The sequence below is a fragment of the Alteribacillus sp. YIM 98480 genome, from assembly GCF_009765375.1.
Taxonomy (GTDB): Bacteria; Bacillota; Bacilli; order Bacillales; family Marinococcaceae; genus Alteribacillus.
In genome coordinates, this window is the sequence record NZ_VTOK01000019.1 from 25,037 (window position 1) to 39,964 (window position 14,928).

At 40.1% G+C, this 14,928-nt stretch carries 12 protein-coding genes; all 12 read right to left on the minus strand.

Annotation, left to right across the window (positions count from 1 at the left end):
- Positions 1 to 16 precede the first annotated feature (16 nt).
- The 12 genes from FZF09_RS19400 to FZF09_RS19455 all read right to left on the minus strand — a co-directional run bounded on the left by FZF09_RS19400 (position 17) and on the right by FZF09_RS19455 (position 14,877).
- Positions 17 to 997 carry an NADPH:quinone oxidoreductase family protein gene (locus FZF09_RS19400; protein ID WP_158738243.1) on the minus strand — a complete coding sequence of 327 codons (981 nt, stop codon included), beginning with the start codon at positions 995 to 997 and terminating at the stop codon, positions 17 to 19.
- 16 nt (positions 998 to 1,013) lie between these two features.
- Complete coding sequence (locus tag FZF09_RS19405; protein WP_233269571.1) at positions 1,014 to 1,988, minus strand: NAD(P)H-dependent flavin oxidoreductase; 975 nt, start codon at positions 1,986 to 1,988, stop codon at positions 1,014 to 1,016.
- Between the two features lie 57 nt (positions 1,989 to 2,045).
- Entirely contained in the window at positions 2,046 to 2,630 is a 585-nt protein-coding gene (locus FZF09_RS19410; RefSeq protein WP_158738244.1) for a TetR/AcrR family transcriptional regulator, read from the minus strand.
- A 783-nt stretch (positions 2,631 to 3,413) separates the two neighbouring features.
- The gene (locus FZF09_RS19415; protein WP_158738245.1) at positions 3,414 to 4,595 is read right to left on the minus strand and encodes a thiolase family protein; all 1,182 of its coding nucleotides are present in this window, start codon (positions 4,593 to 4,595) and stop codon (positions 3,414 to 3,416) included.
- A gap of 140 nt (positions 4,596 to 4,735) precedes the next feature.
- On the minus strand, positions 4,736 to 6,394 hold the full coding sequence (locus tag FZF09_RS19420) for an alpha-glucosidase (protein WP_158738246.1): 1,659 nt from the start codon (positions 6,392 to 6,394) through the stop codon (positions 4,736 to 4,738).
- A gap of 52 nt (positions 6,395 to 6,446) precedes the next feature.
- Positions 6,447 to 7,073: a YesL family protein gene (locus FZF09_RS19425; RefSeq protein WP_158738247.1), complete on the minus strand. Its 627-nt coding sequence runs from the start codon at positions 7,071 to 7,073 to the stop codon at positions 6,447 to 6,449.
- Between the two features lie 24 nt (positions 7,074 to 7,097).
- Positions 7,098 to 8,675 carry an FAD-dependent oxidoreductase gene (locus FZF09_RS19430; protein WP_158738248.1) on the minus strand — a complete coding sequence of 526 codons (1,578 nt, stop codon included), beginning with the start codon at positions 8,673 to 8,675 and terminating at the stop codon, positions 7,098 to 7,100.
- Positions 8,676 to 8,692: 17 nt separating this feature from the next.
- Positions 8,693 to 9,529, minus strand: a complete 837-nt coding sequence (locus FZF09_RS19435) for a carbohydrate ABC transporter permease (protein ID WP_158738249.1) — start codon at positions 9,527 to 9,529, stop codon at positions 8,693 to 8,695.
- 19 nt (positions 9,530 to 9,548) lie between these two features.
- Complete coding sequence (locus FZF09_RS19440; RefSeq protein ID WP_158738250.1) at positions 9,549 to 10,433, minus strand: carbohydrate ABC transporter permease; 885 nt, start codon at positions 10,431 to 10,433, stop codon at positions 9,549 to 9,551.
- 91 nt (positions 10,434 to 10,524) lie between these two features.
- The gene (locus FZF09_RS19445) at positions 10,525 to 11,817 is read right to left on the minus strand and encodes an ABC transporter substrate-binding protein (protein WP_158738251.1); all 1,293 of its coding nucleotides are present in this window, start codon (positions 11,815 to 11,817) and stop codon (positions 10,525 to 10,527) included.
- Between the two features lie 166 nt (positions 11,818 to 11,983).
- Positions 11,984 to 12,994: a LacI family DNA-binding transcriptional regulator gene (locus FZF09_RS19450; protein ID WP_158738252.1), complete on the minus strand. Its 1,011-nt coding sequence runs from the start codon at positions 12,992 to 12,994 to the stop codon at positions 11,984 to 11,986.
- Positions 12,995 to 13,188: 194 nt separating this feature from the next.
- Positions 13,189 to 14,877 carry a glycoside hydrolase family 13 protein gene (locus FZF09_RS19455; RefSeq protein WP_158738253.1) on the minus strand — a complete coding sequence of 563 codons (1,689 nt, stop codon included), beginning with the start codon at positions 14,875 to 14,877 and terminating at the stop codon, positions 13,189 to 13,191.
- Between the last annotated feature and the right edge of the window lie 51 nt (positions 14,878 to 14,928).

The following is a 14,928-nucleotide window of genomic DNA, read 5'->3' on the forward strand; positions in this document are numbered from 1 at the left end:
ACTCCCCCTTGTCTCTTTAAGGTTTAATGACCACTTTTCCGTATGTTTGCCGTCCCCCTAATCGTTCAAGCGCTTCCGTTACGTTTTCAAAAGAAAATTCTTCATACACCATTGGAGAAATGTATCCCTTTTGATGAAGTTCCATTAATTCGTGATGGGCTTTTATTACTTTTTCTGGAAATTTTTTTCTGAATAAACCAAAATGCACGCCGACGATAGAGTAATTTTTAATCAATGCATGATTGGTCGGCGCTTCTGCGATCCTTCCGCCGGCAAATCCAATAACGAGAATCCTGCCTTCAAAAGCAATACATTTTCTTGAGCGGTCAAACACGTCGCCTCCGACAGGATCATAGATAACATCTGCTCCTCTTCCATCTGTAAATGCTTTTACTTTTTCTACAAAATCTTCTGTTTTGTAATTAATCGCTAGATCTGCCCCAAGCTCTTCACACAATGTAACTTTCTCATCACTTCCAGACGTGGCAATGATTTTAGCTCCTGCCGCTTTTCCTAATTGAATCGCAGCCGAGCCCACACCTCCTGATCCAGCATGAACTAACAGTACCTCCCCTTTTTGTAAGCGGCCGCAGCGATGAAGCGCGTAATAAGAAGTCTGGTACGTGATAAACATTGAAGCTGCTTCACTTGCTGCAAGTGATTCCGGAATAGGGAAAACATCTTCTTCTTTGACAACAACGTGCTCACTCCACCCCCCTTTTGGAAGCTGAGGAGTAGCTAGCACACGCTGTCCTTTTGCACTGATTGTATCAGGACCGGTGTCGGTGATTTCTCCCGCCATCTCTGCGCCAGGAATAAAAGGAAGCGGCGGCTTTTCCTGATACTCTCCTTTACACAGTAAAATATCAAAAAAATTCAAGGCAGCTGCTTCTGTTTTAATAAGAACTTCACCAGATCCAGGCTCGGGTGCAGGCATCTTTTCTATTTGAAGTGCTTCTTTTGGCTCTCCTAATTTTCGTACTTGCCAGGCTTTCATTTTACCCTCCTTCTCTCTATTGCTTTACTGTTAATTCGTTAAAAGCAGAGTGGTAAGATTCTTTTAATTCCTCTATCATTTCCTGAAGCGTTTGTATTTGAGTCACCGAACCTACGCCGTGCCCTGCTGACCACACGTCTTTCCATGCTTTCGTTTCGGAAAATTCGCTGACATTATGCTTCGTTACTTTTTTATCGACAATATCTTTGGGATCAATTCCTGCTTGTGTAATACTCGGCTTAAGATAATTAGCATTTACGCCGCTAAACACATCCGTATACAAGATATCTTCCATTGTTGATTGAACGAGCATTTCCTGATATTCTTCCGGTGCTGAGCTTTCTGCGGCAGCTATAAATTTTGTTCCGATATAAGCGAAGTCTGCACCCATGACCTCAGCTGCTAAAACATCCCGGCCATCTGATATGCTTCCTGCTAAAACGGTAATTCCATTAAAAAACTGTTTTACTTCTTTTAAAAACGCCATCGGATGATAAGTACCAGCGTGACCGCCTGCACCATTACAAACTAAGATAAGCCCGTCTACCCCTTTGTCCGCTGCTTTTTTGGCAAAAAAGATATTAATGACGTCAGCAAAGACGAGTCCTCCATACTGATGCACGATATCAACAACTGGCTTCGGATCACCTAGCGAAGTAATTACAATCGGCGGCTGGTATTGTTCTATCAGTTTTAAATCTTCGTCATAACGCTTATTATGGTTTTTATGAGAAATAAAGTTCACAGCCCAAGGCGCAATATTCCCTGCAGGATTTTCATTTTTGGCCTTTTCTATTTCAGCTTTGATTTCTGTCATCCAGTCGGCTAATATATCACCCGTTCTAGCATTTAAAGCCGGAAAAGACCCGATTATCCCGGAGGTACAGCCTTTAATAACCGTTTCCGGATTTGATACTAGAAACATAGGTGCCATAATAACTGGCAGTGACATTTTATTGGAAATTTCCGAATACAGACGGCTTTTATTCAATCTTATGTCCCCTCTCTAACATTGCATTTCTGTAACGCAGAAGACCTGTAGATGTTTTTATGTGAGGGTTTTAAGCAAATATTTTGCATAAACATTAGCAATATCTTCAATGTTTTTATCTCCCTCAGATGAATACCATTGTTGAATCCAATTCATCGCTCCTAGAATAATCATGCGTGCCATCTTTTTTTCCTTAACCGCAAATTCCCCGTTTTCTACACCTTGCTGAATAATTTTGTCAAAAATACTGGCATACTCATCCCTTTGCTGCAAAATCAAGGAGATATGTTCATCAGAAAATATTAGTTCGGGCTTGATAATCATATTGAACGTTTCTTTTTCGTTAATGACTACTTCGATATGAAACGTAATTGCTTTTTTCATTTTTTCGGTGGACGAAATATTTTCTTTATATATCTCCTCTACTTGTTTGGAAGCCTCTGATAGAATAAGATAATGACATTGATAGAGTAAGTCTTCTTTATTGGCAAAATAGTAGTATAAAGCTCCTTTTGTCATTAATAATTCAGCTGCAATATTCTCCATTGTGGCGCCGTTGTACCCTCGTCTTGATATAATTTTAGAAGCAGAACGAAGTATTTCTTCTTTTTTCCTGGCTGCCTTTTTTTCTCTTAAATTCATTTAATCCCCCCTCCTCCAACAGTTATTAATATGGCATACGGTTATCCCCCCCTTATGTAAAGGCTTTCATTTATAAGTAAAAGAGGTTCTTTTTCGACGTTTGTTATCCTATAGGTTCAAATTCATTCTATAAGGTTTAAATTTAAATTACAAGTATAATTTTAAATATTTCGACAACTATCAAGAAAATATCTGATCTGCTGGCAGCTCGGTGCTGAATCTAGTCTAGTAGACCCAGCATTTTCTCACTTCCAACCCACTGGTATATCAACCTTTCCGGAGGGAGTCTGCGTGTATTTCAGCTGAAGTTAAGCCGACTCGACTTATGGGACAGCTCATAAATAAGAAAAGCACAAGCGCCCTGGTCAGCCGCGACAGGTTCTGGAGCTTTCGCGCAGGGTCGCCTGTAGCCCGGAGTCGAAAGGGGAGACATCAGACGTTCAGCTCATTTTAATGAACTTCTACTAAGATCGCACACGTCGACGCATAGGATGTGCTAATGTCGCCAATGCCACAGGACGTAGCGTTTTTGGCGACGAGTGTGCAACGTAGAAGTCACCACATCGTGTGGAAGGACGTCCTGTGACAACGCTGAACGGGCTTGCACAGGAGGTGTTGACTTTTGCGTTGCGACAGGACGTTCGCGGTTTTAGCAAAAGTTCCTCTTTATCGTGTGCGCCTGAGCGCTGAAGCTAGACATCAAAAACGCCAACTATTTATCATTTCTTACCTTTTAAAGAAAAACCAGCCTTCTCCAGACTGGTTTGCCTATATAAAAAACTCTTACTGCATGTTTTCTACAATCATAGCAGCCCCTGGACCGCCGCCTGCACAGAGCGTTGCACACCCATACCGCTCTCCGCTTCTTTTTAGTTCATGAAGCAAGGTAACTAAGAGACGAGCTCCCGTTGCACCTACAGGATGTCCCAATGAAATACCAGATCCATATCGATTCACGTTATGAAGATCAAGCTGAAGGTCCCGATTAACAGCTAAAAACTGCGCAGCAAACGCTTCGTTGATTTCCCAATAGTTTATATCTTCTTTTTGCAGCCCGCTTTGCTGTAAAGCTTTTTTAACTGCTGGAACCACGCCAATTCCCATAATTTTCGGATCTACTGCCGCTGAGGCAGCGCTTACAATTCGAGCTAAAGGTTTTAATTGAAGTTCTTCTGCTTTTTCTTCGGCCATTAAAATAAGAGCCGCGCCCCCGTCATTCAAACTCGATGCATTTCCTGCTGTAACACTGCCATCTTTTTTAAAAGCTGGCTTTAATCCGCCCAGCTGTTCTGCCGACGTGTTTGGATTTGGGTTCTCATCAGTGTCCATTGTAAATGTGTCTTTTTTCTTTTTCACTTCCACAGGGACGATTTCGTCTTTGAAAATGCCTTTTTCAGCCGCTTGTTTTGCCCTATCTTGACTGAGCAGCGCCAATTCATCTTGTTCCTCTCTAGAAACACTGTGTTCCTCAGCCAGATTTTCAGCTGTAACCCCCATATGGTAACCGTTAAAAGCATCGAGCAGTGCATCATGTAATAGAGAATCTACTAGTTTCCCATCTCCCATTCGGTAGCCTTCACGAGCTTTAGGCAGAAGATAAGGAACATTCGTCATGCTTTCCATTCCAACGACAGCCCCGGCGTCTATTTTTCCGAGCATAATATCTCCAGCTAGCATATCTGCTGCTCGAAGGGAGGATGGGCACTGCTGATTGATCGTAACCGCTACCGTTTCTACTGGACAGCCTGCATAAATGGCAGCTTGTCTCGCCGTATTCCCTTTGCACCCTGCTTGATAGACATGCCCGCCAATCACTTCTTCTATATGAGCTGGATCTACGTTTGCCTCATTCAATGCTTCTTGAAGAGCAGCCACTCCTAAGTCGACCGCTGTTTTATCCTTTAAAGTACCGTTAAAACGACCTATAGGCGTTCTTTTCCCGCTGACAATCACTACATTACGCATCTCATCACTCTTTCTGTCTTTTTAGTTAGAAAAATCAAAATAGTGTATCTATTTATTGATATTAGCAATCTTTTCGCTTTTCGTAAATGCGGAAAACTGTAAAAAGCCAGGCAGATTGATGTATCTGCCTGGTCTTCCCCTTAAATAGAATATAATCTCGCTTCATAAGGACGGAGTTTGTATCGTTTATTTTCGTCATTATCATAATTGCTTAGAATAAGCTGATCAAATGATGTTTCATAGTCTTTTAACAAGCTGCATTCTTTTTCTTCCTCGGAATGATTTAAAGCAATCAGCCAAGTTGTACTGTGAAGTGTCCGCTTGTAGATATATAAATGCTCGTCTTGACCCGATAGATCTTCAAAGTCTCCATACACCATCACGTCATTGTTTTTACGGAGCTCAATCAGTGTTTTATAAAAATAAAAGACAGAATTAGAATCGTTTAGAGCTCGTTCTACGTTAATATCTTTATAGTTCGGATTTGTCTTGATCCAAGGTGTGCCGCTAGTAAAGCCAGCATTCCTTTCCGCTGTCCAATGCATTGGTGTACGGGAGTTATCACGGCTTAGAGGAAGCAGTTCTTCAAACACTTCCTCCGGGTCCCGGCCTTTATCTACTTCTTCTTTATATTTATTTTTCATTGCCACATCATTATAATCCTCAATGGAAGGAAAACGGACACCTGTCATTCCAATCTCTTCTCCTTGGTACACATAAGGAATGCCTGGAAGGGTATGAATCATCATACCTAGCTGTTTCGCTGATTCTACCCTGTATTTTCCGTCGTTTCCGTACCTGGTTACTTGGCGGGTATGGTCATGATTATTTAAAAACTGAGAGTTCCAGCCGCATCCTTTTAACCCCTCATACCAGCGCTTCTGAATTTCTTTAAAACGGCGCATATCCCAAGATGGCATATCGTCTGCAACTTCAAAATGAAAGAGCGTATGAAGCTCTTCTCTGTCTTCTCCTACATATAAAACACCGTCTTCGGGCCCCACAAATGGAATTTCTCCGACTGTCATAATATCATAATGCTTGAAAACTTCTTCATGCATTTCGTGTAAAAAATCATGAATACCAGGATTATTGCCTAAGTAATCTAACGTATACGGATTCTCTGCATCTGGAAATCCAGCTTGTTTAGCCAAAAGATTAATCACATCCAAACGGAATCCATCAATCCCTTTATCAAGCCAAAACCTCATCATCCGATAGATCTCTTCTCTTAATTCACGATTCTCCCAATTTAAATCAGGCTGCTCTACCGCAAAGGAATGAAAGTAATATTGGTTCGTTTGTTCCTCCCATTCCCATGCCGACGGGGCAAAATACGACCGCCAATTATTGGGCGGCCCGCCATTGACCCCGTCTTTCCAAATATACCAATCCCGTTTCGGGTTATTCTTAGACGATCGTGATTCTTGAAACCAAGGATGCTGATCAGATGTATGGTTTACCACTAAGTCCATGATCACCTTCATCCCCCGCGCATGCACTTCCGTCATCAGTCTGTTGAATACGTTAAAATCTCCCGCTTTATCCATAATCGCGTAATAATCCGAGATGTCGTAGCCATTATCAACGTCTGGAGAGTCATAAAATGGATTCAGCCAGAGAACATCTACTCCAAGCTCTTTCAAATAGTCCAGCTTTTCAATCACACCCTCAAGGTCGCCAAAGCCGTTTCCGGTCGTGTCGTTAAAACTGCGCCAGTATATCTGATATACTACCGCTTCTTTCCACCATGCTTTTTTTAATTGATCTGTTATTGGTTTCTGCTCTGTTTTTAACATTTCTCTGTCACTCCCAGCTGATTATATACCAGCGCAACTCGTTCATAATGTATTATTGCGTTATAGTACTGTTATCTATTTTAAGAAAGATATGGTGGCAAACGCTGCCAATAATAAGGGCTCCTAAACTCATACCAAAAAAGAAAAATAAGGCAGGAAGAAATAACATGACATAATAGGATACAAAAATTCCAATAGCCATTGTTAAAACGTGCAGCGGTCTCATAATCCCTATAAAAATGGAATGTTTAAAATATGAAAAAAACCGTACATCATAATGTGAATAAACTGGAAAAAACATGATCAATGCGATGACATAGATAACACTTAAAAATCCTACTAAAATTAGAAAAACAGCTGCTATTTCACTATTCATGCCCATTAAAAAGTAAACATCCGCCAATAAAATAATTCCCATCACAACAAAACAGTAAAATAATCCATTAATCTTAAAAAAATCTTTGCGATAATAAGTTAAAAACAACCTCGTTACAGGCACCTTTTCCTCTGCCAAAAATAATTTTCTTATGACAGCAAACATTGCGGAGGTAGAAGGCGCCGCCCCTAAAACAACCCCTCCCAATAAAGTAAAGAGGATCCATAGAATATTGAGATAAGCTATATTCATAAACCATTCAAAAAAACGATTTAAACCTTCCATCCAACTTTTGTAGGCCATGAGCAACGCCTCCTGCCAATAGTATTACCGTGCTTCTAATTGCGGCCAATCTATTTCAACGCCTTCTTGTACTAACACATTCTGAAAGTCCTTCAATAATTTTTCATTGTTGCGTACTTCTGTAGGCTGCAATCCATGTTTTATACAATAAGCCGCTAAATATCCTGCTGACTCCCCAATATTCCACTCTACTGGGTGCAATCTGTAACAACCGGTAGTAATGTGAGTTACGCCAAGATTTTTCCCGGCAGCAATGACATTTTTCACTCTTTTTGGAATTAAACTGCCCAGCGGGATTTGAAACGGCAAGCTGGATACGTCTAAATAATTTCTGTCTCCTGTACTAGGATGCAGATCAATCCGGTAGCTTCCAATCCCTACGGAGTCTGTAAAATATTCACCTGTTACTCCTGATTGATAGTCAGGACTGACGTGTTGTTCTACGACTGTAAATTCAGCTTGGATTCTTCTGGACTCGCGGATATACGGCATGGCCAAACCATCTTCGGTTCCTACTATATCTTTTCTCAACCTTAGGCCTGGGTAGCCTTTATTTCCATCAGGCCGCGGTGCTTCGGTTTGCATCCAATATAAAAACGAAAGAGACAGCTGTTTCGCTTGTTCGATATGCTTGTTTCGTTCGGCTTCGGACACCTCAAATACCGGACCAAGCCAATAATCAATCTGCGGCCAGTTCACAAGCGTAATATCGCTTGAAAACGTACCTTCTTCAAAATTGTCTTTGTCAATAATTCTTCTAAATAGCCATAAAGAATCAATGATCGTTCTTCCTTCTTGTTTAAATAAATCTCTTGTCCACGGCTCAAGCGTTTCTGGGAAAGGGTGGGTCCAGCTAAGTAATTTATCCGGCCAAAAGTCCGGTTTGTACTCCTTCCAGAAATCATAGTCGCGTGGTCTTTCTATCGTATGGTCTTCTCCTTCAAGATAATCAAGGGCAAAACATACACTGACAGACTGCATATCTAGTGGATCAGCTTCATCTAGAGCACTTGGTTCTCCTGTCTGTTCCTTAGATTCCGCCCCTGTAACATATTCAATGTCAGCAGCAGGCAGAACATCACCGCATTCCGTGGCATCCAAAAAGAAAGGAGCGTTTAGAACGAATGTATTTTTTGTTTCTTCATTTTCTACTAAGATGGATTCGACATGATCGCCATTTACTTGTGCGTCTTTTATTTTATGCTTATGCAAAATGGTAACTTTACCGCTTGATACAAAAGGAGCCAGCATATCATGAAGAACAGACAGGGCCACTTTAGGTTCGTGGCATAAACGGCTCACCCAGCCGTTTCCCGGGTTTAAACGTTCTTTGTTTCTTGCAGACGCCTTTATCGGATAATGATCACGATAATAATTTCTCACTCGATTTCTAAACTCTCTATAAGTCTGTGTACACCCAAATTGTTCAATCCAAGGATGCTCATCTGGTGGAACGGCCTGATTTGTCAGCTGGCCGCCAATCCAATTTGTTTCTTCCGTCATGATAACTGTCTTACCGCTCTTAGCAGCAGACAATGCAGCAGCTGTACCGCCAACTCCTCCTCCAGCAACAATGATATCTGCCTTCATAATTTGTCCCATTTGACTTCCTCCTTTTTCTACCCCTTAACTGCAGAACTTGCTACGCCTTCAATAATGTAGCGCTGGCCTAATAAGAAAATAATAATTATTGGAACGACCGAAGCAGTAGCTGCTGCCATCATTCCTGAGTAATCAACGGAAAACTCTAATACAAAGTTATCTAACCCTAACGGAACGGTATACAATTCTTCACTTACTAAAAAAACTAACGCATCTTCGTAATTATTCCAGTTCCACGAAAAATCAAGAATAGCAAATGTAGCAATAGCAGGTTTTGCTAACGGCAAGAATATTTTAAAGAAGATTCTAAAATGACCTGCTCCATCCATAAAGGCAGATTCTGATATTTCATTAGGAATAGTGATAAAAAACTGACGCATATAAAAAACACCGATAATCGTAAATATAGTTGGCAATATTAAAGCCCAATGCGTATTATAGATGCCCGTCCAATCAAACATAATAAATTTTGGTACAAACAAAACTTGCGGCGGCACCATCATCATCATGAGATATAATAAAAACAAAAAATCTCTGCCTTTAAAAGGAATTCTTGCAAATCCATACGCTGCCATAGCTCCTATAAACGTAGCTCCAGCTGTTCCAAGCACAGCAATTTTAATCGAATTGAAATAATAATTAAAAAAGCTTAGGTCACCAAACCAGACTCTTTTATGAGGGTCCCAATCAAATTCAGACGGAATCCATTGAATCGGATATTCAAATATTTCATTTGGTGATTTAAAAGACGTACTAAGCATCCAAAAGAAAGGAATGATCATAATAAAACCAGCAGCCAGTAATACAGCGGTCATTATCGTTTTGTAGACGTTTATTTGTTTATTTTGCTTCATAGCTTATTCCCCCTGAAACTTAATAATGTACCCATTTCTTTTGACCGAACCATTGTAATAAAGTAATAGCAAATATTACGATAAATAAAACAATAGCGATCGTTGATGCATAGCCAAGCTCATAATATCTGAAAGCTGTCTGGTACACATATAAAGGGAGAATGTTTGTACTATTAGCAGGACCGCCGCCTGTTACAGCTTGAATTAAACCAAAGTTTTTAAAAGCATTGGCTATCCCTATAATAAGCAAAAATAATGTAATAGGACTTACAAAAGGAAAAATCACGTTTTTCGTTATTTGCCAGCGTTTGGCCCCATCCATTTTTGCCGCTTCTTCTAATTCTCTAGGAACATCCTGCAGAGCTGCCAAATAAATAATGATGTTAAAACCCATAATCTGCCATGCAGACATCACAATGATGGCGTACATAGAACTACCGCTTGAAGCAAGCCAGCCAGGAGGATTGTCTATTCCCAGATTCATTAACAATACATTAATAGGCCCTTCAGTTGGATTAAACAACAGCATCCACACAAAACCGATGGCAATCGGACTGATAAGATATGGCAAGAAAAACACAGCTCTTAATAAATTTTTAAGATAAACACTGCGGTTTAGAAATACAGCAACGATAAAACCGAAAATAACGGATATCGGCACATGTAAAAGGTATAAGAAGTTGTTTCCAAATGCTTGGTGAAACACAGAATCTCCTACAAGCCTCTGAAAATTTTGAAGGCCTACAAACTCTGTGCCTTGCCCGCTGGGTCCTGTCCAGTTGGTAAATGATAAAACAAAGGAGAAAAGCAAAGGAAATAAAAAAAAGATTGTTACACCGATAAGACTGGGCAGAATAAATAAATATCCTATTAATTTTTGCTTTTTCATCCAATTCAATTTCATGCGCCTCCCTTTACCTCGAGTGTGTTTTTTCTCTATTGATTAGCGGTAAAGGGAGCCCAAAATAAAATTTCGTGCTCCCCATCCTTGATCTTTAATTTTCTCGTTGAATATGTTCATTGTGAACATTAACCATTTGCTCGATGGTCTGATCTATATCTTGTTCTCCCATAAAATAAGCTTCTAACTGTTGATTAATGCTATCTAATACTTGATATGGAGGGTCAACTATCATTTCTGTATCTTCTATTTCATAGACGTTATTTAATGATTCAAGATTATACGTGTCTTCTGCTCCTCCAACAATTTTTTCTCGTGCTTCTTCAGCTGGTGCATCCTCAGACGCAGGAACTCTTCCACCAGGAGCCAAATGCAGCATTCCCTCATTTGTATACCACTCAATAAATTCCCATGCCTCGTCTGGGTGTTCAGAAGCTGCCACAATAGACATCGCATCTTCAACATGGTGAGCTGGAGTACTTTGGCCTTCAAAATGTGGATAAGGCGCAAATGCGATATTGAAATCCCTTTCATATTCTTCTAAATCATTTGTCATACGCAGTCTCCAAGCCCCGGCTTGATACATTCCAATTTCTCCATTAATAAACATTTGCTCTGGCTGCATGTTCGTAGCTACTTGTTCTGATAGCTTTGGCATAACCTCGTCTTCATGCATCATCTGATAATACAACTCTAAACCTTCTTTTACGTTCTCATGATCGAGATTGGACTTTCCTTGTTCGTTTACCAATCCTTCGTCAACTAGAGCATTTTGTATGATCCCATGAATCGTGTCGTAATCAAGAGCATAAGAATAAGAAAAATCTTCATTTAAGACCTTCGCGTATTCATGTACTTCTTCCCATGTCCAAGACTCAGGAACAGACAAATCGTGTTCTTCTAATTTATCTTCGTTAAGCATAATGAACAGAGCATTGGTATTCGTAGGTACTGCATAATAGGTATCGTCCATTTTCCATCTTTGTGCGGCAGGACCAATCTTGTCTTCTATATCAAATTCTTCTGTATAGTCCGCTAAATCTAATAGAAAATTGGATTGGACACGTTCTTCAAGATGATTTGGGGAATGAGACATTAAAATGTCCATGTCCTCTCCTGTTTGCAAAGACGTATTCACTTTCATGTTACCTTCATCTTCATTGACATAACGTGTGTACTCTACTTGTACATCTGGATGATTTTCATTCCATTCATCGACAGCATCTTGCGGGCCGTTTTCTGGAGGCACACCGCCCCAAAAATGCAATGTCACTTCATCACTGTTATCTCCACCGCCTTCGTTTTCTCCGCCGCCTTCATTTTCTCCACCACAAGCTGTAAGAGCACCAACTAATAAAGCAAATGTTAATAACTTAAATTTCTTCAAGGTTCTCTCCCCCTTTTAAGATTTCACTTAGAATGTGTAAAGTTCCTCGGCCCTCCTTGTTGAAATAAATAATTTTGAAAAGGTTTTCAGTTTATGGCAAAAAATAACCGCACTATAGGATTTATTTTTGAAAAGCTTTTCAAAAAACGCTGCCCTGTGTTTTCTTTCAATTAATGTCTTTTACAGACTCTCTTTCTATAATTTCATGAGTTAAGTATTTCCGTAATTGACTAGCTTGTCCATCTTCTAATGTTTGTTCTAATGCAGTTACTGATTCGTACCCTATTTCATACATTGGCTGGGCAACTGTCGTTAATTTAGGGATACACATCTTTGCTATTTTTGTATTGTCAAACCCCATCACCGAAACGTCATCCGGGACGCTGATTCGTTTTTCATATAAATAGCTCATCGCGCCTAACGCCATTTCATCACTAGCACAAAAGACTGTGGTAATCGTTTGATTTTTTTCATGCAGTTTTTTCATAGCTGTATATCCCGAATCAAACGTAAAGGATCCGTATTCTACTATTGTTTCAAAGTCGGTTCTGCTGAATTTTTCACGCATCGCGCTTTTAAAAGCAAACAATCGAGGTGTTCCAGAAATAGGATCCCAAGTAGGACCACTGATCATCCCGATTTGTGTGTGACCTTTTTTTATTAAGAAATCTACTGCATCAAATACAGCTTGTTCATCATCTACCTTCACTGAAGGAAGATCGTACTCTAAACTATGAGTAGCTGCTAACACAACTGGAAGTCCCAGCTCTTGAAAAATTTCATGATATTCTTCTGAGACAGGTTCACTCGTAAACACAAAACCATCCACTTGTTTTTCTTTTAAGACGCGAAGATATTCTATCATTTTTTCTTTGTTTTGATCTGTGTTACAAATAATAAGGTTTGACCCCATTTTGTGGGCGGCCTCTTCCATCCCTCTTATCACTTCTGACACAAACGGATTAGACACATCCGTTATTAATACGCCAATCGAATGGGTTCTTTTATTAATAAGTCCTCTTGCCAGGGCGTTAGGATGATAATTTAACTCCTTAATCGTCTGGAGTACTTTTTCACGTTTATCCTTTTTTACACTTCCCGGGCTGTTTAATACCCTAGAGACAGTACTAATCGATACGTCTGACAAACGGGCTACATCTCGAATAGTAATTTTCATCGCTCTCAACCTTCTCACATGTCTTTGAAAACCTTTTCAAATAAATTATAAAAAATCTTCTAAAGAATATCAATAGAATTTTGAAGATTTAATGAAAAAAATGTCGATTTATAGCTGACATCTTAAGTTTACAGAGCAGCAATGCCATGCAGGCTGCTTATTGGCAGCCGGCACGGACTTTACACATGTACATTTCATAAAAATTTATAAACAAATGCTTCGTAAGGGGCTAGGCAAATCGATGCTAAATGATCATTGCCGCTGCGTGCTTCGTCGTTTGAAATTAATAACTTTTTGTTTTCTCCCACATACGAAGCAATATCGTCCCGCTGTACTTTTTTATCTGTGAAATTGCAAACAACGAGCAGCTTTTCGTTTCCTAATGTGCGTGTGTAAGAAAAGATTTCCTCATCTTCTTCTAACAAAAGCTCGTAATCTCCATACACAACGATTTCTTCTTGTTTTCTTAATTGAATAAGCTTTTGGTAGTAATAGAAAATAGAGTTCTGATCATTGAGTGCTTGTTCTGCATTGATTTGCTTATAGTTTGGATTCACGCTGAGCCACGGCCTGTCTTTGGTAAAACCAGCATTTTCTGAGGCATCCCATTGTACCGGTGTCCTCGCATTGTCACGGCCTCTAGCATAAATGGACTGCATTAATGTATTAGGATCGGCATTAAACTCTTCCCGCTGTTCGTTATACCAATTCAGCGTTTCAATATCCTCATAGTCTTTAATAGAAGGGAACGCTGCATTTGTCATCCCTATTTCTTCTCCCTGGTAAATATAAGGCGTGCCTTTCATCATATGAAGACAGGTCGCAAGCATTTTCGCTGATTTTTCTCTGTAGTCTTTGTCATTACCGAAGCGAGAAACCACCCGGGGCTGGTCATGGTTGTTCCAATAAAGGCTGTTCCATCCTTTCTGTGCCAGCCCTTTTTGCCACTTTGTCATAATTTTTTTCATATCGGTTAACTTCCACGGAAGGTTATCCCACTTGCCGCCAGGACCATCACCGAGTCCCATATGTTCAAAGTGAAACACCATATTTAATTCTTCTCTTTCTTCTGCAGTGTAACGTTTTGCTTCATCTACGTTAACACCCGGCATTTCTCCGACCGTCATAACATCGTAGTGCTGAAGCACTTCATTGTTCATTTCTCGTAAAAATTCATGAATGCGTGGACCGTTCTTAAAGTATGGAGAGCCTGATGCATAATTCTGTCCTGGTTTCTTTTCGCCGTCAGGAAAGCGCTGATCTTTAGAAATAAAGTTAATAACGTCCATACGAAAACCGTCGACACCTTTATCCAGCCACCAGCGCATCATATCATACACTTGTTTACGCAGGTCAGGATTTTCCCAATTTAAGTCAGGCTGTTTTTTACTGAAAAGGTGAAGATAGTACTCCCCTGTTTGTTCATCATACTGCCATGCAGACCCGCTGAAATTCGAGGCCCAATTATTCGGTTCTTCGCCGTTTTTCCCTTCTTTCCAGATGTAATAGTCTCTTTTTGGATTATTTTTGGAGGAACGGGCCTCGACAAACCAGGGATGTTCATCGGAAGTATGATTAACTACCAAATCCATCACAAGCTTTAAGCCTCGTTTATGCATTTCTGCTAACAGTTCATCAAATTCTTCCATCGTGCCGAATTCATCCATAATCTGGAGGTAATGGCGGATGTCGTAGCCATTATCATCATTTGGAGAATCATATACCGGAGAAAGCCAAACAACGTCTATTCCTAATTTTTTCAAATAATCGAGCTTTTCAGTGATACCTTTGATATCGCCAATTCCATCTCCATTGCTGTCATTAAAGCTTCTCGGATAAATTTGATAGACCACGCTTTCTTTCCACCATTGTTTTGTTTGCATACAGTTTAACACCCTTTCTTCTTGGTAAGTGCTGAAGTTTCACGCCTAAGT